Annotated in this window: 18 protein-coding genes; 4 read left to right on the top strand and 14 right to left on the bottom strand. The window is 67.4% G+C overall.

What is annotated here, in order from left to right; all coding sequences use genetic code 11:
* Positions 1-10 precede the first annotated feature (10 nt).
* A complete protein-coding gene (locus KBY71_RS05705; RefSeq protein WP_254927993.1) occupies positions 11-1,216 on the top strand; it encodes an argininosuccinate synthase in 1,206 nt (401 codons plus the stop codon).
* Here the strand turns inward: KBY71_RS05705 and KBY71_RS05700 are convergent.
* The 4 genes from KBY71_RS05700 to KBY71_RS05685 form a co-directional block, all read right to left on the bottom strand.
* Positions 1,213-1,461, bottom strand: coding sequence for a hypothetical protein (locus KBY71_RS05700; protein ID WP_254927992.1), 249 nt, complete (start codon positions 1,459-1,461; stop codon positions 1,213-1,215). The genes KBY71_RS05705 and KBY71_RS05700 overlap by 4 nt on opposite strands.
* 214 nt (positions 1,462-1,675) lie before the next feature.
* Positions 1,676-2,038 (bottom strand): 30S ribosomal protein S6, encoded by a 363-nt coding sequence (rpsF, locus tag KBY71_RS05695; RefSeq protein ID WP_190390491.1) that lies wholly within the window; start codon positions 2,036-2,038, stop codon positions 1,676-1,678.
* A 78-nt stretch (positions 2,039-2,116) separates the two neighbouring features.
* Complete coding sequence (locus KBY71_RS05690) at positions 2,117-2,578, bottom strand: Tic20 family protein (protein WP_254927991.1); 462 nt, start codon at positions 2,576-2,578, stop codon at positions 2,117-2,119.
* 26 nt (positions 2,579-2,604) lie between these two features.
* Positions 2,605-3,504, bottom strand: coding sequence for a shikimate dehydrogenase (locus KBY71_RS05685; protein ID WP_254927990.1), 900 nt, complete (start codon positions 3,502-3,504; stop codon positions 2,605-2,607).
* Positions 3,505-3,630: 126 nt separating this feature from the next.
* Here KBY71_RS05685 and dnaK point away from each other — a divergent pair, with 126 nt between their 5' ends.
* Complete coding sequence (gene dnaK / locus KBY71_RS05680) at positions 3,631-5,538, top strand: molecular chaperone DnaK (protein ID WP_254927989.1); 1,908 nt, start codon at positions 3,631-3,633, stop codon at positions 5,536-5,538.
* Positions 5,539-5,622: 84 nt separating this feature from the next.
* Here dnaK and pstS read toward each other — a convergent pair whose 3' ends face one another.
* The 3 genes from pstS to psbQ all read right to left on the bottom strand — a co-directional run bounded on the left by pstS (position 5,623) and on the right by psbQ (position 8,360).
* Positions 5,623-6,642, bottom strand: coding sequence for a phosphate ABC transporter substrate-binding protein PstS (gene pstS, locus KBY71_RS05675; RefSeq protein ID WP_254927988.1), 1,020 nt, complete (start codon positions 6,640-6,642; stop codon positions 5,623-5,625).
* 53 nt (positions 6,643-6,695) lie between these two features.
* Complete coding sequence (locus KBY71_RS05670) at positions 6,696-7,784, bottom strand: FAD-binding oxidoreductase (protein WP_254927987.1); 1,089 nt, start codon at positions 7,782-7,784, stop codon at positions 6,696-6,698.
* A 66-nt stretch (positions 7,785-7,850) separates the two neighbouring features.
* Positions 7,851-8,360 (bottom strand): photosystem II protein PsbQ, encoded by a 510-nt coding sequence (psbQ, locus tag KBY71_RS05665; protein ID WP_396095077.1) that lies wholly within the window; start codon positions 8,358-8,360, stop codon positions 7,851-7,853.
* Positions 8,361-8,495: 135 nt separating this feature from the next.
* On the opposite strand from psbQ, the gene purU reads away from it, so the two are divergent.
* On the top strand, positions 8,496-9,368 hold the full coding sequence (gene purU / locus KBY71_RS05660) for a formyltetrahydrofolate deformylase (protein ID WP_254927986.1): 873 nt from the start codon (positions 8,496-8,498) through the stop codon (positions 9,366-9,368).
* A 67-nt stretch (positions 9,369-9,435) separates the two neighbouring features.
* On the opposite strand, the gene KBY71_RS05655 is transcribed toward purU, so the two are convergent.
* The 4 genes from KBY71_RS05655 to acnB form a co-directional block, all read right to left on the bottom strand.
* A complete protein-coding gene (locus KBY71_RS05655; RefSeq protein ID WP_254927985.1) occupies positions 9,436-12,228 on the bottom strand; it encodes a M10 family metallopeptidase C-terminal domain-containing protein in 2,793 nt (930 codons plus the stop codon).
* Between the two features lie 604 nt (positions 12,229-12,832).
* The gene (locus KBY71_RS05650; protein ID WP_254927984.1) at positions 12,833-14,398 is read right to left on the bottom strand and encodes a radical SAM protein; all 1,566 of its coding nucleotides are present in this window, start codon (positions 14,396-14,398) and stop codon (positions 12,833-12,835) included.
* A gap of 109 nt (positions 14,399-14,507) precedes the next feature.
* Positions 14,508-14,930, bottom strand: a complete 423-nt coding sequence (locus KBY71_RS05645; RefSeq protein WP_254927983.1) for a hypothetical protein — start codon at positions 14,928-14,930, stop codon at positions 14,508-14,510.
* A 116-nt stretch (positions 14,931-15,046) separates the two neighbouring features.
* Entirely contained in the window at positions 15,047-17,662 is a 2,616-nt protein-coding gene (gene acnB / locus KBY71_RS05640; RefSeq protein ID WP_254927982.1) for a bifunctional aconitate hydratase 2/2-methylisocitrate dehydratase, read from the bottom strand.
* 119 nt (positions 17,663-17,781) lie between these two features.
* Between acnB and KBY71_RS05635 the strand changes: the two genes are divergently transcribed.
* On the top strand, positions 17,782-18,876 hold the full coding sequence (locus KBY71_RS05635; RefSeq protein WP_254927981.1) for a 3-deoxy-7-phosphoheptulonate synthase: 1,095 nt from the start codon (positions 17,782-17,784) through the stop codon (positions 18,874-18,876).
* Between the two features lie 10 nt (positions 18,877-18,886).
* Here the strand turns inward: KBY71_RS05635 and KBY71_RS05630 are convergent, their stop codons facing one another.
* The 3 genes from KBY71_RS05630 to ppk1 form a co-directional block, all read right to left on the bottom strand.
* Positions 18,887-19,561 carry a dolichol kinase gene (locus KBY71_RS05630; protein ID WP_254927980.1) on the bottom strand — a complete coding sequence of 225 codons (675 nt, stop codon included), beginning with the start codon at positions 19,559-19,561 and terminating at the stop codon, positions 18,887-18,889.
* A 4-nt stretch (positions 19,562-19,565) separates the two neighbouring features.
* The gene (locus KBY71_RS05625; RefSeq protein ID WP_396095076.1) at positions 19,566-20,579 is read right to left on the bottom strand and encodes an RpoD/SigA family RNA polymerase sigma factor; all 1,014 of its coding nucleotides are present in this window, start codon (positions 20,577-20,579) and stop codon (positions 19,566-19,568) included.
* Positions 20,580-20,703: 124 nt separating this feature from the next.
* Positions 20,704-22,848, bottom strand: coding sequence for a polyphosphate kinase 1 (gene ppk1 / locus KBY71_RS05620; protein WP_254927978.1), 2,145 nt, complete (start codon positions 22,846-22,848; stop codon positions 20,704-20,706).
* Positions 22,849-22,852: the final 4 nt, after the last annotated feature.

Below are 22,852 nucleotides of genomic sequence, written 5' to 3'. Positions count from 1 at the left end.
GAGTGCGTTGATGGGTCGGGCGAAGAAGGCGGTGCTGGCCTATTCCGGCGGCGTGGACACCAGCGTCTGCATTCCGTATCTGATGCAGGAGTGGGGCGTGGAGGAGGTGATCACCTTCGCCGCCGACCTCGGCCAGGGCGATGAACTGGAGCCGATCCGCCAGAAGGCCCTCGATTCGGGTGCCAGCCAGTCGATCGTGGGCGACCTGATCGAGCCCTTCATCACCGAATTCGCCTTTCCGGCGATCCGGGCCAATGCCCTCTACGAGGGCCGCTACCCGCTCAGCACGGCCCTGGCCCGGCCGCTGATCGCCCGTCGTCTGGTGGAGATCGCCCGCGAGGTGGGCGCCGATGCGGTGGCCCACGGCTGCACTGGCAAGGGCAACGACCAGGTGCGCTTCGATGTGGCCATCGGTGCCCTGGCCCCCGATCTCAAGGTGCTCACCCCGGCGCGGGAGTGGGGCATGAGCCGGGAGGAAACGATCGCCTACGGCGAGCGCTGCGGCATTCCCTCCCCCGTGAGCAAGAAATCCCCCTATTCGATCGACCTCAACCTGCTGGGCCGCTCGATTGAGGCCGGCCCCTTGGAGGATCCCAACGTGGAGCCCCCCGAGGAGATCTATGCCATGACCGTGTCGGTGGACGCGGCTCCGGCGGCGCCCCAGATCGTGGAGATCGGCTTTGAGCAGGGCAATCCTGTGAGCTTCGATGGCGTGCGCCTCGACCCCGTGAGCCTCATCCGTCAGGCCAATGCCCTGGCCGGCGGCCATGGCTTCGGCCGCCTCGACATGGTGGAAAACCGGGTGGTGGGCATCAAGAGCCGGGAGATCTACGAGACCCCTGGCCTGCTGTTGCTGATCAAGGCCCACCAGGAACTCGAGAGCCTCACCCTGGCTGCGGACGTGCTGCGCACCAAGCGCCAGCTGGAGCAGCAATGGGCCGATCTGGTGTATCAGGGGCTTTGGTATGGCCCCCTCAAGGAGGCCCTTGATGGCTTCATCGAGCGCACCCAGCAGAGCGTCAACGGCACCGTGCGCATCAAGCTGCACAAGGGCAACGCCACCGTGGTGGGGCGCAGCAGCGCCACCAACAGCCTCTATGTGCCCACCATGGCCACCTACGACGCCGGCGATCAGTTCGATCACCGCGCGTCCGAGGGCTTCATCTATGTGTGGGGTCTGCCCACCCGTCTCTGGGCGGCGTCCCGCCGGCGTTAGGCCGCCCGCTTGCCGTTGAAGCCGAAGGCGTGCAGCAGGGCCTGGCGCATCCGCGGCCGGTCCTCCTGACGGGGCATCAACACGCGCTGCCGGCTTGGCTCGGAGCCCGGCTGCAGTTGCAGCAGGTGGTGCCGCAGATCGGCGTTGTCCTCAAGCAGCCGCTGCTGTTGTTCGAGCATTGGCTGCAGGCGCTCGCGGAATTTGTCTTCGAACAGGGCCGGTAAATCGTCTAGCAGGGCTTGCATCGCCTGCAGTTCCTCGCGGGTTTTAGCGAGTTCCTGTTCCAGTTCTTCCTGCCGTTCTCGCTGCTGGTGCCACGAAAAAACCGAAGCGGCGGAGGACTGCCACTTCGGTGCGGGGGGGATCACCGGCGGTGATCCCGATTCAATTGTGCTGCGGTCCAACTCCATGGCGGGACATTACGATCCTGCCCGTTATTCCACAAGCTGACTAGCGATCTCAGACCGCGGCGGGCTCCATCGGGGCGGCTTCGCTCACGGCACCGGGCAGGGAGCGGGGGGCGGGCATGGGGCCGTCTTGCTTGACGGTGAGATAGCGGATCACGTCCTCGGAGAGGCGCATGGCCCGCTCCAACGGGGCCACCTGTTGGCCGTCACCGTTGTGGTTGAGCTGCACGTAGATGCCTTCGCGGTGCTTGGCGATCGAATAGGCCAGACGGCGCTTGCCGCGCATCTGGCAATCGAGCACTTCGCCACCGGATTCGGTGACCAGATCGCGGTACTTGGCGACATGGGTCTCCACCTCTTCCTCCGGAATGTCCGGACGAAGGATGTACATGGTCTCGTAATAGGGCTGCGTCATGGTCGCTTCGGAGGTGTCGCCTCAGGGTTTGGGGCAGCGGCCAGCGGGCTGAAGCCCACCAGCGACGGATCGATCACCTTACAACTGCATCCGCACCGCCTCGGACAGGCTGGGGATCTCGGCGTCCTTGCCCCGCAGGTTCTGGATCACGGCGAAGGCCACCAGCACCAGGATCCCCAGGAACACCGTGTTGCTCAGGGTTTTGCCGACAAAGTCCAGGGCATTGAGCTGCAGCACCTGGAAGGCCAGGGTCACCAGCACCACCACGATGTCCACCAGGATCGCCTGCAGCACGTTGAAGCGGATCAGGTAGGGCACCCGGTCGTTGCGCACCACCGCCAGGTAGAGCACCAGGAACAGCACCAGCCCACCAAAGGGCACCACCTGCTCCAGCAGCGCCACCGGCAGGGCCGGCAGGGCCAGCCATTGCAGGGCTGGAAACAGGCCCACCAGGCCCCGGCCGAAGCTGTAGGCGTCGCTCCAGGGCAGCAGGTAGGCCAGGGCGGCGAGCAGCCGTTGCCAGATCGGGGGTGCCTGCATGGCCTCAATGCTGCCGGGGTTTCAGGCTAGGCGGGCTCGAGCTGGGCCAGGGCCGCGGCCCGCATCGCCGCCACGGGCACCGCCCCATGGCCGCTCCACTGGCGCAGCGCGGCGGCCCCTTGCTGCACCAGCATCTCCAGCCCATCGACAGTGCGGCAGCCCCGGGTGCTGGCCGCCGCCAGCAGGGCCGTGGGCCGCGGTGTATAGATCAGGTCGTAGACGGTGCTGCCGGAGCGCAGGACCTCCAGCTCCTCCGGGCCCAGCGGGCACTGCCGAGCCGCCTCGGGGTTACCGGCGGCCGCCATGCCCACCGGCGTGGTGTTGACCACCAGGTCGGCGCTGGCCAGGGCGTCACGCAGCGCCGGTGAGGCCGGTTGCCAGGCGAGACCCTGTAGCTGGGGAGCCCAGTCGCGGCAGGGGGCCAGCAGGGCCTCCAGGTTGGCGGCGTTGCGGCCGGCGATGTGGATGGTCCCGCAGCCCAGCTCCACCAGGGCGGCCACCACGGCCCGGGCACTGCCGCCGCAGCCCAGCACCACCGCCTGCCGGCCTTGCCACGAGCTGCCGTTGGCCCGGAGGGGCGCCAGAAAGCCCTCCACGTCGGTGTTGTCTCCCAGCCAGCCGCCCTCCGGGTGCCGCACCAGGGTGTTCACCGCGCCCACCCGCTGGGCCAGGGGCGAGAGGGCGCGGCAGAGCCGGGCGACGGCCTGCTTGTGGGGAATGGTGACGCTCAGGCCGCGGCAGTCGAGGGTCTCCAGAGCGCGCACCACCATCTCCAGCTCGGCTGCGGGCGTGGGCAGGGCCAGGTAGACCCAGTCGAGGCCCAGTTCGGCCAGGGCGGCGTTGTGCATCGCCGGTGAGAGCGAATGGCGCACCGGGTCGCCGAGAACCCCAGCCAGGGCGGTGCGTCCGGAGATCGGTTGGCTCATGGCAGAAGGGGTCGCGGCAGGGCGGCACCGGCAGGGGCTGTTCGGGAACCACACCTCGCCTGGGAAGGCTCCGGCTGCTGAAGATGCTCCCAGTCAGATTCATTCACCGTAAGGAGGTGGGAACCCATGGGCAAGGTTGTCGGTATTGACCTCGGAACCACGAACAGCTGCGTGGCCGTGATGGAGGGGGGCAAGCCCACCGTGATCGCCAACGCCGAGGGGTTCCGCACCACCCCTTCCGTGGTGGCGTACACGAAGAACCAGGACCAGCTGGTGGGGCAGATCGCCAAGCGTCAGGCGGTGATGAACCCCGAGAACACCTTCTATTCGGTGAAGCGCTTCATCGGCCGTCGGGTGGATGAGGTGAACGAGGAGTCGAAGGAAGTGAGCTATGGCGTCGAGAAGGTCGGCGCCAACGTCAAGGTGAAGTGCCCGGTGCTGAACAAGCAGTTCGCCCCCGAGGAGGTGAGCGCCCAGGTGCTGCGCAAGCTGGCCGAAGACGCCGGCAAGTACCTCGGTGAAACGGTTACCCAGGCGGTGATCACCGTTCCCGCCTACTTCAACGACTCCCAGCGCCAGGCCACCAAGGACGCCGGCAAGATCGCCGGCCTCGAGGTGCTGCGCATCATCAACGAGCCCACGGCGGCCGCCCTGGCCTACGGCCTCGACCGCAAGAGCAACGAGCGCATCCTGGTGTTCGACCTGGGCGGCGGCACCTTCGACGTGTCCGTGCTCGAGGTGGGTGATGGCGTGTTCGAGGTGCTCTCCACCTCCGGTGACACCCACCTGGGTGGCGACGACTTCGACAAGGTGATCGTGGATCACCTGGCCGCCAGCTTCAAGGCCAACGAGGGCATTGATCTGCGTCAGGACAAACAGGCCCTGCAGCGCCTCACCGAAGCCGCTGAAAAGGCCAAGATCGAGCTCTCCAGCGCCACCCAGAGCGAGATCAATCTGCCGTTCATCACGGCCACCCCTGAGGGGCCCAAGCACCTCGACCTCACCCTCACCCGGGCCAAGTTCGAGGAGCTGGCTTCCAAGCTCATCGACCGCTGCCGCGTGCCGGTGGAGCAGGCCCTCAAGGACGCCAAGCTCTCCTCCGGCGAACTCGACGAGATCGTGATGGTGGGCGGTTCCACCCGCATTCCCGCGGTGCTGGAGCTGGTCAAGCGCGTGACCGGCAAGGATCCCAACCAGACCGTCAACCCCGATGAAGTGGTGGCCGTGGGCGCCGCCATCCAGGGCGGTGTGCTGGCCGGTGAGGTGAAGGACATCCTGCTGCTGGACGTCACCCCGCTGTCCCTCGGCGTGGAGACCCTCGGTGGCGTGATGACCAAGATGATCACCCGCAACACCACCATCCCCACCAAGAAGACCGAGGTGTATTCCACGGCGGTGGACGGTCAGACCAACGTGGAAATCCACGTGCTCCAGGGTGAGCGCGAGATGGCCAGTGACAACAAGTCGCTCGGCACCTTCCGCCTCGATGGCATCCCCCCCGCTCCCCGCGGCGTGCCCCAGATCGAAGTCACCTTCGACATCGACGCCAACGGCATCCTCAGCGTGACCGCCAAGGACAAGGGCAGCGGCAAGGAGCAGAGCATCTCCATCACCGGTGCCTCCACCCTCAGCGAAAACGAGGTGGAGAAGATGGTGAAGGACGCCGAGGCCAATGCCTCGGTGGACAAGGAGAAGCGCGAGCGCATCGACCTGAAGAACCAGGCCGAAACCCTCGTCTACCAGGCCGAGAAGCAACTCGGCGAGCTGGGCGACAAGGTGGGCGCCGAGGACAAGGCGAAGGTGGAGGCCTCCTCCGCCAAGCTCAAGGAGGCGATCGCCCAGGAAGACTTCGACACGATGAAGTCGGAGCTCGAAACCCTGCAGCAGGTGCTCTACGCCGCCGGTGCCGCCGTGTACCAGCAAGCCGCGGGTGCTGAGGCCGGTGGTGCCGCTCCGGGCGGCAACGGCGCCGAGGCGGGCAGTGGCTCCGCCAGCGATGACGTGATCGACGCCGAGTTCACCGAGAGCAAGTGAGCCCCCCTCTCTGAAGACCAGGACTCCCTCGGGAGTCCACCAGCCCCCCGCAAGGGGGGCTTTTTGTTGGCCAGGGCCCTGGGCTCAGGCGCCCACGCCGGCCAGGGCGGCCTTCGCCTTGGTGACCACCGGTGCGGGCAGGGGGATGTAGCCCAGGGCCGGGGCCTGCTGCTGGGCGGTGTCACTGAGGGCGTAGCTCAGGGTGCGCTGCAGGGCGGGCAGCTTGTTGCCGTTGCCGCTCTTGTAGAGCAACACCCAGGTGAAGGTGACGATGGGGTAGCCGGCGCTGGGGTTGGGATCGCTGCCGGTGAGGTCAGCCCCCAGGTTGATCGTGGCCAGGGCCTGGCTGGCGCTGGCGGCATCGGGGCGGGCGTAGGTGCCGGCGCGGTTGGCGATCGCGGCGGCCTGCAGGACGCCCCGCACGTAGGCCGCCTCCACATACCCGATGCTGCCCTTGGTTTGCAGCAGGCTGGCGGCAACGCCCTCATTGCCCTTGGCCCCCACGCCGGTGGGCCAGTTCACCGATTTGCCCACGCCGGGGCCGTTCTTCCAGCTGGGGCTGAAGGCGGCCAGGGAGTTGGTGAAGTTGTAGGTGGTGCCGGAGCCATCGGAGCGCACCACCACCTGGATCGGCTGGTTGCTGCAGCCCAGCTCCTGGAAGTTTTTGATCGTGCCCTCGAAGATCTGCACCAGTTGGGCCTGGCTGAGCTTGAGGCTGCAGCCGGGCAGGTTGTAGGCCACGGCAATGGCGCCGGCGGTGAGGGGCAGTTGCACCACACCTCGCTTGATGGCCGCGGCTTCCGCGCTGTCCAGGGGTTTGTCACTGGCCGCGAAGTCGACCGTGCCCGCCTCAAATTGGCGCACGCCGGCGCCCGAGCCCACCGACTGGTAATTGACCTGGATCTTGTCCTGGCTGGCCAGATCGGCAAACCAGCGCTGGTAGAGGCCCGCTGGGAAACTGGCTCCGGCGGCCTGCAGCGCCTGACTGGTGCCGCCAGTGCCCTGGCTGCCCCCCGTGCTGCCGCAGCTGCTGAGGCTGACCAGGCCGGCCAGGCCTAGGCCGGCTCCCAGCAGGGCGCTTGGGCGGACGCGGGTGACGGCCATGGAAGAGCGAATGACATGGTTTGGTGGTCCCGGTAACGAGCCACCCAGGCAGGTTAGGGCTTCGTTAAGGGAGCTCCTGCGGGGCCTTCCAGCTGATTGGCCACCCATTCCGCGGTGGCTGGGGCCAGCAGCACGCCGTTGCGGTAGTGGCCGCTGGCCAGCAGCAGGCCCGGTTCCAGGTGCTCCAGCAGTGGGGCCGGCCGACCAATCGGGTGGGGCCGGTGCCCCTGCCATTGGCGGAGCACCTCCGCCTGCTGCAGCCAGGTGGGGGCGCTGCCGCCCAGGGTTCGCAGGGCGGCCAGGGCGGTGGGGTCGGGGTGGTCTCCCGGCTCCAGGGTGGCCCCCAGCCACAGCCGGTTGGGGGGGCGTGGAACCAGGTTGAGTCCTTGCCACACCACGGCTCCAGGCCAGGGGGTGTTCCAACGGCTGGTGGGGGGCAGCGCCAGTTCCAGGGCCTGGCCCAGCACCGGCTCCAGGGCCCGCGGATGGCCGAGGGGCTCCAGCAGGGCGGCACTGGCCACCCCGGCACAGAGCACCACCGCTTCCGCCTGCAGCGTTTGGCCACCCCGCGTCTGCACCGTCCAGCCAGCCGGGCTCCGCTCCAGCCGGGCCGCGGCATCGCAGCAGGTTTGCAGGCCCCGTTCCAGCCCATCCCGCAGCAGCGCCTCCAGCACCGGTGCCGGATCCAGCTGGCCGTCCTGCGGCGAGAACAGGCCCCCCAGGGCCGCTGCCGGCACTGCTGGAGCCAGGTCAGCGAGCTGCTCGCGGCTCCAGAGCTCCAGGGGCAGACCCATGGCCTGGCGTTCCGTCACCAGCCGCTGCTGCCGTTCCAGCTCATCGGGGCTGCTGGCCAGCAGCAGCAGGCCTGGCCGCCAGGGCAGGGGCTGGCCCCGCTCGGCCAGCTGCTGGCGCCACTGGCCCCACAGCTCCAGGCTGCGCTGGCGCAGCCGCCAGGCCCGGCCACTGCTGCGGTGAAACATCTGGGCCATCAACACGCCCAGGGCGGCCCAGCTGCCCGTGTCAGGGGGAGGGTCGCAGCGGCGATCGGACGCCAGCAGCAGGGGATCGAGCAGCAGCACCTGGTGGCCGCGCTGGACCAGCTGCCAGGCACAGGCCCGGCCCACCAGTCCGGCGCCGATCACAACGACCGAGCGGCAACGGGTGGGCTGGACCAGACCCTCGCCAGCGCTGGGGGAGGCAATCAGGGATCAGACCTGCTTCAGGTTTTCCTGCACCTGGGCCGGGAACACCTGGGCGTAGAGGCCGAAACCGCTGGCCACCTTGATGTAGGCCTTGCGCAGCTTGTCGCCGTCCTGGAGGCGGCAGGCCTCATCGAGCTGGGCCAGGGCCGTCTTGAGGGCGGTGGCCCGCTTCTCGGCCTCGGGGCGGTCGGCGGGCAGCAGGCGCTGGTTGATGTAGCTCATTTCCCGGCCCACTTCCTGCATGGGGCCGTGGATCAGGTTGGCGGTGAACACCCAGTTGCGCTCATTCACCAGGGTGGCCAACTCGGGCAGGCGGTTGCGGGCGGAGAGGAAGCCTGCGGCCTGGCGCTCGATCAGGGCCATGTCCGCCGGGCTGATGCTGGGGGCCTTGCGGCCCTGGCTGCCGTCACAGGCGGCCAGACCCAGACACAGCACCGCAACCAGGCCCACCATCACCAGACGGCGCAGCTGCTGCATCAGGGCAGCGGTGGCCGAAGAAATCCGCGCAGAAGCCATCACAGGGACCAACACCAGGGTCGTGGCGCTGAGTGTATCGGGGCTGGCCTGCCGCCCCGCTGCGTCTGTAGCCCCTTGCAATCTGGGCCTTGCCCCCCTGGAGGTGCTACGTCTGCATTGACGTTGACCGCGGCCATGTCTGCTCCCACCGCCATCCTGCAGATGCTCTGTCCGGATCAGCCCGGACTGGTGCGTGAGCTCTCCGGATGGGTGGCCGCCAACGGCGGCAACATCGTGCATGCCGATCACCACAGCGATCAGGGTGCCGGCCTGTTCCTCAGCCGGATCGAGTGGCAGTTGGAGGGGTTTGGCCTGCCCCGGGAGGCGATCTGCCCCACGGCCCGGGCCCTGGCGGAGCGGTTGGGCGGCGAATACAAGGTGACGTTTTCCGATTACCGCCCGGCGGTGGCGATCTTCGTGAGCAAGCAGGACCACTGCCTGCTGGATCTGCTGTGGCGGGTGCGGACCGGTGAGCTGCCGATGCGGGTGCCGCTGGTGATCGCCAACCACCCGGATCTCGGCTCGATCGCCGCAGAGTTTGGAGCGCAGTTCGAGCACGTGCCCATCTCAGCGGCCAACCGGGAGGAGGGGGAGGCCCGCCATCTGGCCCTGTTGGCCGAGCACCAGATCGAACTGGTGGTGCTGGCCAAGTACATGCAGGTGCTCACCCCCCAGTTTCTGGGGAGTTTTGATCCCCCTGACGCCTTCCACCGGGTGATCAACATCCACCATTCCTTCCTGCCGGCCTTCAAGGGCGCCCAGCCCTATCACCGGGCCTGGGAGCGGGGCGTGAAGCTGATCGGTGCCACCGCCCACTACGTGACCGAGGAGCTCGATGGCGGGCCGATCATTGCCCAATCCACCCTGGGTGTGGGCCACCGCGATGAGGTGGACGACCTGATCCGCAAGGGCCGCGACACCGAGCGCCTGGCCCTGGCCCGGGCCGTGCGCCTGCACCTCAAGCACCAGGTGATGGTGTATCGGGGGCGGACGGCGGTGTTTGAGTGAGGCTCGGTTTGGATGATGGAGTCGCCCCGGTGGGCCTGACGTTTGCCAAGCGGAGGGCGCGATCCGCTTAGACCGGCACATCAATCCCTAGAAGGGCGTTGCTGCCCAGTCCGTAGAGGCTGCCGTCGAAGAACAGCGGTGAGGGATAGCTGCCGCTGGTGGTGGATCCGAGGGCGGTGGGCCGGAACACGACAACGTCTTCGTTGGTGGCGCTGAGGCTGGTGCCGCCGGTGGAGGCGCTGGCGTTGCCGCCGGTGGTAAGGAACATCCGGCCGTCGGCGGCCACGTCGATGGCGGTGATGTTTTCGGCTGTGCCGGTGATGCCCACGTCGCTCATGTCGGCGTAGAGGCTCCAGCTGCCGGCGGTGGTGGTGCCGACGCTGGTGGGCACAAAGAGAAGGATGTCTTCGGCGGCAAAGCTGCTTACACCGGTCACGCCGCCGCTGCCGCGGGTGGAGATCAGCCAGGAGCCGTCTTTCAGGCCCGTGACCGCGTCGATCGCCTCGGCATTGGTGGTGAGGCCCACGTCACTGCCGTCGAAGAACATCGACACGCTCCAGACGCCGTCGCTGCGGCGCAGACGGGCCAGGTCGGAGTCGTCGAAGGCGGTGCCCGCCAGCGTCACCGGGCTCTGGAAGGCCACCACCACCTCATCGGGGTTGACGATGTGGAAATCGCGCAAGACGGCGCCACTTAGTCCGCTGGCGTTGCCGTTGAGCCAGGTGGAGAAACTGCTGCCATCGAAGGCGATGATGTCGTTGCGCTGGGCCGTCAGGCCGCCCATCACCGAAGCCGAGGAGCTGGTGACAGCGCTGGCCAGGGTGAAGTAGAGGATTGGGCTGGGCGGCGGCGGCGGCACCAGGATGCTGAGCTCATTGGTGGTGGTGTCGCTGCCTGAGTTGCGGGCGGCATCGGTAGCGGTGACGATCACGTCGTAGATGAGGCCGGCGGCGAGGGTGTCGCTCCACTGGAGCGACCAGGTGCCGTTGCCGTTGTTGATGGCGGTGCGGGTGAGGGCGCCGATCGTCACGCTCACCGTGGCGCCGGCCTCGCTCACCGTGCCGCTCAGCAGCGGGGTGGTGTCCTGGGTTTCGAGGGCGTTGACGCCGACCACGGGAGGCACGGTGTCGACCGTGAGCGTGAACGGGCTGGAGAGAGTGCCGAGGCGCTCCGTGCCGGACTCCACCACGCGGGCGGTGTAGCTGACCGTGGCGGTTCCGGCCGCTTCCTGCAGGTTGAAGGTCCAGCTGGTGGCGCCGGGGGCGGTGAGGCTGGCGGTGCCCACCTGGGTGCCGTTGCGGTAGAAGGCGATCGACTGGTTGCTGCCCAGGCCGAGGCTGAGCGTGCCGCTGAAGGGGAGGTCGGTGGCGTTGGTGGCCGATCCGCTCGCCAGTCCGTTGGCGGAGCTGATCGTCACCGCCGCTAGGGGGGGACCGGCCAGGCTGTCGACGAGCTGCTGGTAGGAGTACACGACGCTGTTGAACGAGAGGTTCTCGAGTCCGTTCCAGACCCGGTCGACATCGGCGCTGCCGAGGTTGCGGGAGAAGAGCAGCGAGTCGCCGGAGAGCTCGTAGCGCAGCAGATCGATCGATTCGCTGAAGTACAGCCAGTCGCTGCCGTCGTCGCCGAAGTAGACGTCGGAGCCGAAGCTGTCGGTGAAGCTGTCGTTGCCGCCGCCGCCGCGGAAGGTGTTGGCGGCGGCGTTGCCGAAGAAGCTGTCGTTGCCCGCGCCGCCGATGGCGGCCTCGATCACAGTGCCGACCGCGAGGGTGAGGTTGCCGATTCTGCCGCCGATGTTGGAAATGGAGGGAATGGTGGAGGTCGCCTGAGAGGGGGCGAGGTTGATCTGCTGATCGGCGCTGAAGTTGCTGACGTCGATGGTGTCGTAGCCGCTGGCGTCGACGATCGTGTAGGCGGTGGTGTCGGCGTAGACGCTGAACTCGTTGAAGATGCGGCTGACGGCTGCAGTGATTGTGGTGTTGACCCCGTAGACGGTGTCGCCATTAAAGGCGTTGCTGATGCCGTAGCCGTAGGAACGGTAGATGTCATCGAGTGCCAGCCAGTCCACCGACATCGCTGTCTGCAGGAAGGCGTAGGAGGCGCCTGTGGTGGGGTTCTGCGTCTGGCTGAAGTAGGACATCATTGACGCCTGCCAGCTGTCATTGGCGAACTGGGCGTCTGTGGAATAGGCGCCACTGCCGTTGTAGAGACCTTGGTGGCCAAGCCCGAGCGCGTGGCCGATCTCGTGCTGGTAGGTCTGATGGGTGTAGGTGTCGAAGCCGGAGAGACTGGAGTACCAGTCCCTGGAGACGTTGATCACCGAGTAGTCGACGCCGTTGCTGTAGGAGGTCCCGGCGGCATAGGCATAGGCCGAGCCGAGATCGTTGTCGGTGAAGAAGATGTCAACGCTGGTGTCGGTGGCCGTGGTCTCGACGAAGCGGATGCCGAGCACTGCCTGGAACAGCTTGAACGCCTCTCGCGCCATGTCGCGCCGGGCCGGCGTGTCGAGGCCGTTGGTGTCGCCGTTCCAGCCACTCAGGTTGTACCGGATCTCCCCGGCATTGGGGTTGTTGCCGTTGGTGCCGAGGTTGTAGAGGCGCGACACGGTGCCAGCGTCCTGCCAATAGCCGACGCGTAGGTAGTTGGCCAGGGTCTGCAGGCTGGCGGCGGGCGCCGGAGCGGCCGTGGCGCCGCCACTCAGGGGCGTGGCCGAATCGCCGCCGGGCCCCACCCGGTCGTCGCTGCAGGCCATGCAGACGCAGCGGCCGGCATGGAAGCGGCTGTCGATCGCATCGAGATCGATGGAGTCATCAGACGCCGATCTGTTGCTGCTAAGGGCGGTAACCCTGGCAAGGGCCACGGTTAGGGCATCACGGGCCACCGGCGCAAGCGGTGTCAGAGCGGGTGTGCCTGCTGGCAGCTGCGCTGAGAGGAGGACGCCAGGGCTGCCCAGGATGTCGCGTTGCTCCGGCTCCCCAGAGGTTGGGGCTGCGAGAGCATCTGAAGCTCGGTTGGCGACTTCCGCCGTGAAGCCGACCACGAAAACGGTCTCAGTCCCTAGGAAATCCTCCTTCGGGCGACTGGCACGGGCGGGGATTTCGGGTTCAAAACGGCTGAGATTCGCCATGGCGGAAACAGGGGCTTAAAACGACTACGGACCCGGAGGATGAAGGGCTGGGCCGCACAATCCCGAGTGCACTGAAAGTGGGTGGCATTCGAACGCTTGCGCGGACTGGGTGCTGCAATCCATAACGGCTACAGACCTGGTCTGGCTAAAAAGAGCGCTGCGTAGAGCTCCTATCGAGTTTTAGCTCAGGAGAGGGGGGAGGTGTTCCCACTCGAAGTTTTCTTTGGAAGAACCTGGGATTTGGTGACCTCAGATTTCTCTTGGCGCTCCAGTTGTGGCTGTAGTCACCCGTGGCCTCTCCCTCTGGTCATCACGCAACCGCCACGGCTGCCCGGGCTCATGCCGGTACGCCACTTTTTTGCGTCAGAGCGAGTGCTTCGGCTTGGTGCCGCTTCAGGGTGGCGGGGGGCAGCGGCCCCTCCAGGTGCTCCCAGGGCAGCACACGCTCCGGGCTCCAGGTGGCATGAATGACGTCGTCCCAGCTGGGTAGGTCGGCGCCGGGCTGTTCGCGGATGGCCCGGTACGCCTGTTTCCAGCCCCCCAGGCTGTCGTGGCTGCCGCGGGCGGCGGCGATCACCGGGGCGAGGCGGCGGTCGCTGCGCGACAGCAGGGCCTGGATCACGCTCCAGCCGTAGCTCTCGGGCCGCAGCTCGATGCCCTTGGGCTTGAGGCGCTTGGCCAGCAGCTTGAGCCGTTTGTCGGCCTCGGGGCGCACGCCCTGCCACTGGAACGGCGTGTGGGCCTTGGGCACGAAGGTGCTCACCCCCAGGCTCAAACGCAGCCCCGGCGTCGCCTTTTTGAGATCCAGCAGCAGCGCGGCGGTGGCCTCCACATCGGCCTCCTCCTCCGTGGGCAGGCCCACCATCCCGTAGAGCTTCAGGCCCGTGAGGCCGCCCTCCTTGGCGTAGCGGGCGGCGGCGTAGATCTCCTCGGTGGCGAGTTTTTTGTTCACCACCTGGCGCATCCGCTCGCTGCCGCTTTCGATGGCGATCGTGAGCGACTTGCTGCCCCGCTTGGCCAGGATCCGCCCCAGCTCAGGGGTCACGGTGGCGGCCCGCACGGAGCTCACGCTGACGCGGGTGCCCTCAAAGCGATCCTGATCCAGCCAGGCCAGCAGGTCGGCGAACTGGGGGTGTTGGGTCACCGAAGCCCCCAGCAGCCCCAGGCGTTGGGTGGCGGTCAGCCCCTTTTCCACGGCGGGAATCAGGCCGTCATCCAGCGACGGGGTGCGGAAGGGCAGGGTGAGGTAGCTGGCCAGGCAGAAGCGGCACAGCTCCGGACAACTGCGCACCACTTCCACCATGTGGATCGAGGGCCAGGCCGCCTCGGGAGTGATCACCGTGGAGTGGCTGAGGGTGTTGCCGCGCCAGGTCTGCTTGGCCACGGTGGCCGGGATGCCGGCTTCGATGGGCTCCACGGCCAGCAGGTCGCCCTCGCTGGAGTAACGGGGGGCATAGAGGCTGGGCACGTACACCCCCGGCACCTGGGCCAGGTGGCGGAGCCGTTCCGCCCGCGGCGCCTCGCGGTGCGCCTGCAGGGCATCCACAAAGGCGGGCAGCAGCAGCTCGCCGTCGCCCAGCAGCACCACATCGAAGAAGGGGGCCAACGGTTCGGGGTTGGCCGTGAGCACAGGCCCGCCGCCGAACACGATCGGGTCGGTGTCGCCGCGCTCGCTGGCCCAGAGCGGGATGCGTTGCTGCTCCAGCAGATCCAGCAGCACGGGCCCATCGAGCTCCCAGCTCAGGGACAGGCCGAACAGATCGCAGTGGCGGTGCGGTGGATCCCCCTGATCGGTGAACAGGCGGCGCACGTCCACATCGGCCCGTTGGGCCAGCGTGGCCCACACCACCTGGTAGCCCAGGCTGGTGATCCCCACCGTGTAGGTGCTGGGGAAGGCCAGCACGGCCCGCAACGCTCCGGCTGCCGGCTGGGCGGGCTCAAACAGCAGGGTTTCCTGGTTCAGGTGAGACGCCGTACGGTGACCTCCAGCGTCTCACCACGTCAGCCCAGCCCTACTTGCCCGCCAGGGCGGAGAGGGGGCCCATCAGGCCGCCGATGGCGGCGCTGGCATCGGCGGCCGACGGGGTGCCCTTGGCGAAGGTGCTGGTGACGCCTTGAGCGGCGGTTTCGATTCCGGTCCACTTGTCGCCAGCCAGGGGCTTGATCACCGGCGCGGCCTTGTCCCAGATGGCCTGGAAGCCACCCATCGATGCCGTGGCACCGGCCAGGTCGCCGGCGGCCACCTTGCTCTGCCCTTGCTTGAGCAGATCCAGCACCGGCGTCACCGCTGGGCCGAGGGCCGTTTGGGCGGCACCGGTGGCGGCGTTGGTGGCGGCGTCCTTGACGCTTTGGGTGGCCTGGTCACAGCCGGTGAGCACCAAACCGCCAGCCAGGGCGACGGCCAACCCGCTGCTGATCAGAGAAAGGCGACGCATGGGAAACGCTTGCAAGGCAACGTCTGGACGCTAGGGAATCCAGCGGCAGCAACCGATTTCTTTGGTTTGTTGTTAGAGCCGATACCAAACTGCGCCAGGCTGTGCGGGCAGCGCAGTTAGGCGCTTGCCAGCACCTTGGCCTCCTCCTCAGCGCTCACCACCCGGCCGGCATCCTCAAAGCCGGCGATCTGGTCGAAGTTGAGGTAGCGGTAGAGCTCGGCGCCGTAGGGATCGATCTTCTCGGCGGCGATCGCCAGGTATTCGGTTTTGTTGGGGATGCGGCCCAGCTGGGCGCACACCGCCGCCAGCTCGGCGCTGCCCAGGTACACCTGGGCGCCGTTGCCGAGCCGGTTGTTGAAGTTGCGGGTGCTGGTGGAGAACACGGTGGTGTTGTCCTCCACCCGGGCCTGGTTGCCCATGCACAGGGAGCAGCCCGGCATCTCCATGCGGGAGCCGGCAGCTTCGAAGGTGGCGTAATAGCCCTCCTCCTTCAGCGTCTCCTCGTCCATGCGGGTGGGCGGGCACACCCACAGCCGTGCGGCGTTCTCGCCCTGGCCTTTGAGCACGTTGGCGGCGGCGCGGTAGTGGCCGATGTTGGTCATGCAGGAGCCGATGAACACCTCATCGACCGGCTTGCCCGCTTCCTCGGAGAGCAGCTTGACGTTGTCGGGGTCGTTGGGGCAGGCCAGGATCGGCTCGGTGATCGCATCGAGATCGATCTCGATCACGGCGGCGTACTCGGCATCGGCATCGGCCTCCAGCAGCACCGGGTTGGCCAGCCAGGCCTCCATCGCCTGGATGCGGCGGGCCAGGGTGCGCCCGTCGCCGTAGCCGCGGGCAATCATGTTTTTGAGCAGGGCCACGTTGCTGCGCAGGTATTCGCTCACCGTGTCCACCGAGAGCTTGATCGTGCTGCCGGCACAGGAGCGTTCGGCGGTGGCATCGGTGAGCTCAAAGGCCTGCTCCAGCTTGAGATCGGGCAGCCCCTCGATTTCCATGATCCGCCCGTTGAACACGTTCTGCTTGCCCTCCTTGGCCACCGTGAGCAGGCCCTGCTGGATCGCCACGTAGGGGATCGCGTTCACCACGTCGCGCAGGGTGACGCCCGGCTGCAGCTTGCCGGTGAACTTCACCAGCACCGATTCGGGCATGTCCAGCGGCATGGCGCCGATGGCGGCGGCGAAGGCCACCAGGCCCGAGCCTGCCGGGAAGGAGATGCCCAGGGGGAAGCGGGTGTGGCTGTCGCCGCCGGTGCCCACGGTGTCGGGCAGGAGCATGCGGTTGAGCCAGCTGTGGATGATGCCGTCGCCGGGGCGCAGGGCCACGCCCCCGCGGGACGCCATGAAATCGGGCAGTTCGGCGTGGGTTTTGAGGTCTACCGGCTTGGGATAGGCGGCGGTGTGGCAGAAGCTCTGCATCACCAGATCGGCGCTGAAGCCCAGGCAGGCCAGCTCCTTCATCTCATCGCGGGTCATGGGCCCGGTGGTGTCCTGGGAGCCCACGGTGGTCATCAGCGGCTCGCAGCTGGTGCCGGGGCGCACGCCTGCCAGGCCGCAGGCTTTGCCCACCATCTTCTGGGCCAGGGTGAAGCCCTTGCCGGTGTCGGCCGGGGCCACGGGCCGGATGAACAGCTCGCTGGCGGGCAGCCCCAGCTGGGCACGCACTTTGTCTGTTAACGAGCGGCCGATCAGCAGCGGGATGCGGCCGCCGGCGCGCACCTCATCGGTGATCGTGCTGGGCTTGAGCTCGAAGCGGGCCACGATCGTGCCGGCGCCTGCCTCACCGGCGGCGCGCTCGATGGTGCCGGCATAGGGGCGGATTGTGATCACGTCGCCCGAGTTCAGGGCGCTCACGTCGCACTCGATCGGCAGGGCGCCGGAATCCTCAGCGGTGTTGAAGAAGATCGGCGCGATCTTGCCCCCCAGCACCACGCCGCCGCTGCGCTTGTTGGGCACGTGGGGGATGTCGCTGCCGGTGTGCCAGAGCACGGAGTTGATCGCGGACTTGCGCGAGCTGCCCGTGCCCACCACATCGCCCACGTAGGCCACGGGGTGGCCCTTGGTTTTCAGCTGGGTGATCAGCTCGAGGCCGCCGGGCATCCGGGTTTCCAGCATCGCCATGGCGTGCAGGGGGATGTCCGGGCGGGTGGTGGCGTGGGTGGCGGGGGAGAGGTCGTCGGTGTTGGTTTCACCCTCCACCTTGAACACCGTCACGGTGATCTCGGCGGGCAGCTCGGGCTTGGCGGTGAACCATGCGGCGGCGGCCCAGCTGTCCACCACCCGTTGGGCGTAGGGGTTGCTGGCGGCCAGCTCCAGCACATCGTGGTAGGCGTCGTACACCAGCAGGGTGCGGCTCAGGCCCGTGGCGGCGGCCTCGGCGATGGCCGGATCGGCGTTGGAGAGCAGGGCGATCAGGGCGCCCACGTTGTAGCCGCCGATCATCGTGGCGAGCAGCTGCACGGCCTCCACCGCACTCACCAGCGGGCTGCTGGTGCTGCCCTGGGCCACACCGGCCAGCCAGCCAGCCTTCACGTAGGCCGCCTCATCCACGCCGGGGGGGATGCGCTCACTCAGCAGGTGCAGCAGGAACGTCTCTTCCCCGGCGGGCGGGGCTTGCAGCAGTTCGGTGAGGGCCTGGGTCTGCTCGGCTGAGAGCGGCAGGGCGGGCACTCCCAGGGCTTCGCGCTCGGCCGCGGCGGCGCGGTAGCTGGAGAGGAAGCTGGCTGCAGACATGCCCGATCGCATCAATCTGCTTCCCATTCTTGGGGGCCACCGGTCCAGGGTTTGGTCGCCATCGCTGCTGACTAGGGTGGAACCCTTCCGCGCAGCGCCGTCCTGACGGCCTCAGGCCCATGCCCACCACCACCTCCGACTTGCATGTGGTGGAAACCCGGCCCCTGGTGTCGCCGGCCCTGTTGCATCGCGAACTGCCCATCACCGAGCGCTCGGCGCTGACGGTGCAGCAGGCCCGGGAGCGGATTCAGGCGATCCTGCACGGCCGCGATTCCCGCCTGCTGGTGATCGTGGGCCCTTGCTCGGTGCACGACGTGGCGGCCGCGAAGGAGTACGCCACCGCGATCGCCGCGGCCCAGGAGCGCTACCGGGATGCGCTCGAGATCGTGATGCGGGTGTACTTCGAGAAGCCCCGCACCACCGTGGGCTGGAAGGGTCTGATCAACGATCCCCACCTCGACGGCAGCTACGACATCAACAGCGGTCTGCGGGTTGCCCGTGGCCTGCTGCTCCACCTGGCCGAGATGGGCCTGCCCGCGGCCACGGAGTTGCTCGATCCGGTGGTGCCCCAGTACATCGCCGACCTGATCAGCTGGACCGCCATCGGCGCCCGCACCACCGAGAGCCAGACCCACCGGGAGATGGCCTCCGGCCTCTCGATGCCGATCGGCTTCAAGAACGGCACCGATGGCAGTGCCATCACCGCCATCAATGCGATGGAGGCCGCGGCCCGGCCCCACCATTTCCTCGGCATCAACGGCGAGGGCCATGCGGCCATCGTCACCACCACCGGCAACCCCGATGGGCACCTGGTGTTGCGGGGGGGTAAGCGCGGCACCAACTACCACCCCGAGGCGGTGGAGGAGGCCGCGGCCGAGCTGGCCAAGGCGGGCCTGCCCCCACGCCTGATGGTGGATTGCAGCCACGGCAACTCCAACAAGGACTACCGCCGTCAGGGCGAGGTGGCCGCCCAGGTGGCCGAGCAGCTGCGCGCCGGCTCCACCCACGTGATGGGCGTGATGCTGGAGAGCCATCTGGTGGCCGGCAGCCAGAAGATCCCCAACGATCTGGCCCAGCTGGATGTGGGGGCCCTCACCTACGGCCAGAGCATCACCGATGCCTGCATCGATCTGAGCACCACCACCGCGGTGCTCGACAGCCTCGCCGAAGCGGTGCGGGACTCCCAGGCTGCCCGCTCCCTGGTGACGGCCTGAGCTGGGGGGATCAGCTGAGCTGCTGCCAGAGCCACCCGGTGGCCAGCGGCACGGTGAAGTTGTCGAGGCCCATCACGGCCACCTGCTCCAGGGCCACGGCCACCGTGGCGATCGCCAGCAGGGCGGCCGGCCCCGGATGGGGCAGACCAGCGGCCACGGCCAGCTGACGCACCAGCAGCAGCATCGCCAGGCTGCCCAGGGCCATCGCTCCGGTGCCCACGATCGATTTGCGTTGCCCCCAGATCCGCCAGCTCGGTGAGGCCAGCAGGGGGCCCAGCAGCCCGGCCAGGCCATCGCCCACCGCCATCACCAGCACGCCGGCGGCCACCGCGGTCGGGTGCCCCGGCCAGAACAGCAGCAGCAGCAGGGTGATCGAGGCGCCGTAGGCGATCGTGCCGTAGCTGGCGCGGCCCACATCTTCGATCGCCGGCAGCAGGCGGAAGCGGTGGTTGAAGGCGGCTATCAGGGTGATGGCTCCAGCGGCGGGCACGGCGATCAGCCGGTCGATGCCGCAGGCCCAGGCGATCGGCACCACCGCTCCGGTGCCGATGTGCACGAGCTTGCGGCTCCATTCCCGCTGCCCATTCCAGCGCCGCCGCACCTCTCGGGCGGCGATCGCCAGCATGGTGAGCCAGCCGGCCACCGCCGCAACGCCCACGAGCTGTTGCGGCCAGCCGCCGGCCATGGGCTCAGGCGGCCTGCTGGTAGTTGCTCATCAACCGCAGCTTCATGATCGCCTTGGCTTCCAGCTGCCGCACCCGCTCGCGGGACACGTTGATCAGCCGGCCGATCTCGGCGAGGGTGAGGGGTTCTGAGCCCTCCAGCCCGAAGCGCAGTTTGAGGATTTTCTGCTCCCGGTCATTCAACTGCGACAGCCAGGTGCCCAGGTGCTCCTTCTGGATGTGCCGGTCCATCGAGTCCATGTGCTCGTTGCTGGCCGGGTCGGCGATCAGCTCGCCGAGGGTGCTGCGGTCTTCCTCGCCGCGGGCATGGGCATCGAGGGAGGCGCAGGGGGCGCTCTGGGACATCAGCTCCTCGAGGTCCTGGGGGGCCATGTCCATGGCATGGGACAGCTCCAGGCGATTGGGCTGGCGACCCAGACGGTGCGACAGCTCCCGGCTGATGCGCCGCATCTTGGAGAGCTTTTCGCTGATGTGAATCGGCAGGCGGATGGTGCGGGCGCTGTTGTCGATGGCCCGGGTCATCCCCTGGCGAATCCACCAGTAGGCGTAGGTCGAAAACTTGTAGCCCATGGCGGGGTCGAATTTGTCGACGGCGCGCTCCAGGCCGATGGCCCCTTCCTGCACCAAGTCGAGAAGTTCCAGGCCCTGGTTCTGGTACTTCTTGGCCACGCTCACCACCAGGCGCAGGTTGGCCGCCATCATTCGGTCGCGGGCCCGTTGGGCCATGCGGAGCTGGCGCTTGTGCTTGGGGGTGAGCTCCTCGGCAGGAAGCTGGAGGAGGCGTTTGCCGGCCTGCACGTGGTGCGCCAGTTCGATTTCCTCGGCGGCCGTGAGCAGGGGCACCCGTCCGATCGTGCTCAGATACCAGCCGATGGAATCGGCGCTGAGACGTCCACCGGCCCGAGGCCCAGTGGGCTTCGCTTTGGTTGCTGACGCTGAACTGGTCGCCATCAACGATGGCGAAGGCTTTGAAACGTTGCTGTCAACAACGTTCAAAGCGGATTGCAAAGGCGTCCCCACACCCAAGCCTCCGTATTGGATTTGGCCGGAATGTAGCACTGCTGAGCACCGTGCAACTGATTGATTTGGAAGACTTCCTGTATGGATTGCTGCCGATCAATGCGATGTCGTGTGCTGGAAAGCCTCAGCTGGTAGGCACCAGACCACCCCGCCAGCGACGCATCATTTCCCGCTGGACGAGCTGGGCCTCTCCTTCCTGCTGGTGCTGGCTGAAGTGTCCCTCGCTATCCATGTGCCACGCACTGGTGTCCTGTAGGTAGAGATCGAGGATCTGTTCGAGTTGCTGGCGGAGCCGTGGATCCTCGATCGGCGCTACTGCTTCAACGCGCCGATCCAGGTTGCGTGGCATCCAGTCGGCACTGCCCATGAACAGTTCGGCCTCGCCGCCATTGCCGAACCAGAAGATCCGCGAGTGCTCAAGAAAGCGGCCGATCACACTCACGACCGCAATGTTGTCGCTGATGCCGGCCAGGCCGGGCCTGAGGCTGCACATGCCCCGCACCACCAACTCGATTTGCACACCGGCCTGGGAGGCTTCGTAGAGCAGGGCGATGATCGCCGGATCCACCAGGGCATTCATCTTGGCCCGGATGTGGCCGCCGCGGCCGGCCTGGGCATGGTCGATCTCGCGGCGGATCAGGTCCTGCATGCGGTTGCGCAGGGTGACCGGGGCCACCAGGAGCCGGCGGAAGCTCTGCTGCTTGGAGAAGCCGGTGAGGTAGTTGAACAGTTCCACCAGATCGGCGCCGAATTCCGGACGGGCGGTGAGCAAGCCGATGTCGGTGTAGAGGCTGGATGTTTTGGAGTTGTAGTTGCCGGTGCCGATGTGCACATAGCTGTTGAGGCGTTCCTTTTCCTTGCGCACCACCAGCAGGATCTTGGTGTGGGTCTTCAGCCCCAGCACGCCGTACACCACGTGCACGCCGGAGGCCTCCAGTTGTTTGGCCCACTGGATGTTGTTGTCTTCATCGAAGCGCGCCTTGAGCTCCACCAGGGCCATCACCTGCTTGCCGTTTTCGGCTGCCCGGATCAGGGCCGCCACCACCGGTGAGTCCTTCGAAGTGCGGTAGAGGGTCATCTTGATGGCCAGCACCGAGGGGTCGTCGGCGGCCTGGTTGAGGAACTCCTCCACGGAGGTGGAGAACAGGTCGAAGGGGTGATGCACCAGCACGTCACCGCGGCGGATCACCGAGAAGATGCTCTCGAACTCCTCCGCCTTGATCGAGCCGTCTTCCAGCTGGCCCTTCTGGGTGCGGGCCAGGGCGGGTGCGGTGCGGCCCTTGTGGGGCTTGTCCTTGAGTTGGGCCAAGGGAATGGCCAGGAGGCTCATCAGGTCGTCGAGGCCGAGGGGGCCATTGACCCGGTAGACGTCCTCCGCCTCCACGGCGGTGCCCTCCATCAGCAGCTGCACCACCGCCTCCGGCATCTCATCGGCCACCTCCAGCCGCACCACCTCGCCGCCACGGCGGCGTTTGCGCAGGCCCTCCTCGAGGGCCTCCATCAGGTCGTCGGCCTCCAGGTCGCGCAGTTCCAGGTCGGCGTCCCGGGTGACGCGGAAGAAGTAGTGCCCTTCCACGTGCATGCCGGGGAACAGCAGGCCCAGGTTGAAGGCCACCACCTGCTCGAGGGGCACGGCGGTGTACACGGGCTCGGGCTGCTTGCCACTCAGGTGGGTGGGGATTTTGACGAAGCGGGGCAGGTTTTTCTGGGGCACCTTCACCCGGGCAAATTCCTGCTGGCCGGTGTCGGGGTCGCGCACCAGGGCGGCCACGTTGAGGCTCAGGTTGCTGATGAAGGGGAAGGGGTGGGACGGGTCCACCGCCAGGGGGGTGAGCACCGGAAAGATGGCGTTCTGGAAGTAGGCCTCCAACCACTCCCGCTGGGAGCTGTTGAGGTTGGCGTAGTCGATCAGGTGGATGCCGTAGTCGGAGAGATGGCTCTTGAGGGAATGGCGGTAGTGCTGCTGCTGCATCTCCAGCAGCGGCCGCAGCTTGGTGCGGATGGCCTGGAGCTGTTGCTGGGCGGTGAGACCGTCGTCGCTGAGGGTGCTGACGCCCGCTTCGATCTGGGACTTCAGCGAGGCCACCCGCACCATGAAGAATTCATCGAGGTTGTTGCTGAAGATGGCGCTGAATTTCGCCTGTTCCAGCAGCGGGGTGTGTTCGTCCAGGGCCTGGGCCAGCACCCGGTAGTTGAACTCCAGCCAGCTCAACTCGCGATTGATGTAGAGCTCAGGAGCGAGGGGCGCGTCAGCCTGGGATTCCGCCATACCA

Source organism: Cyanobium sp. T1B-Tous, assembly GCF_024345475.1.
Classification (GTDB): domain Bacteria; phylum Cyanobacteriota; class Cyanobacteriia; order PCC-6307; family Cyanobiaceae; genus Cyanobium_A.
Note: the sequence above shows the minus strand (reverse complement) of the source record. Positions and strands in the feature narration are given on the sequence as shown.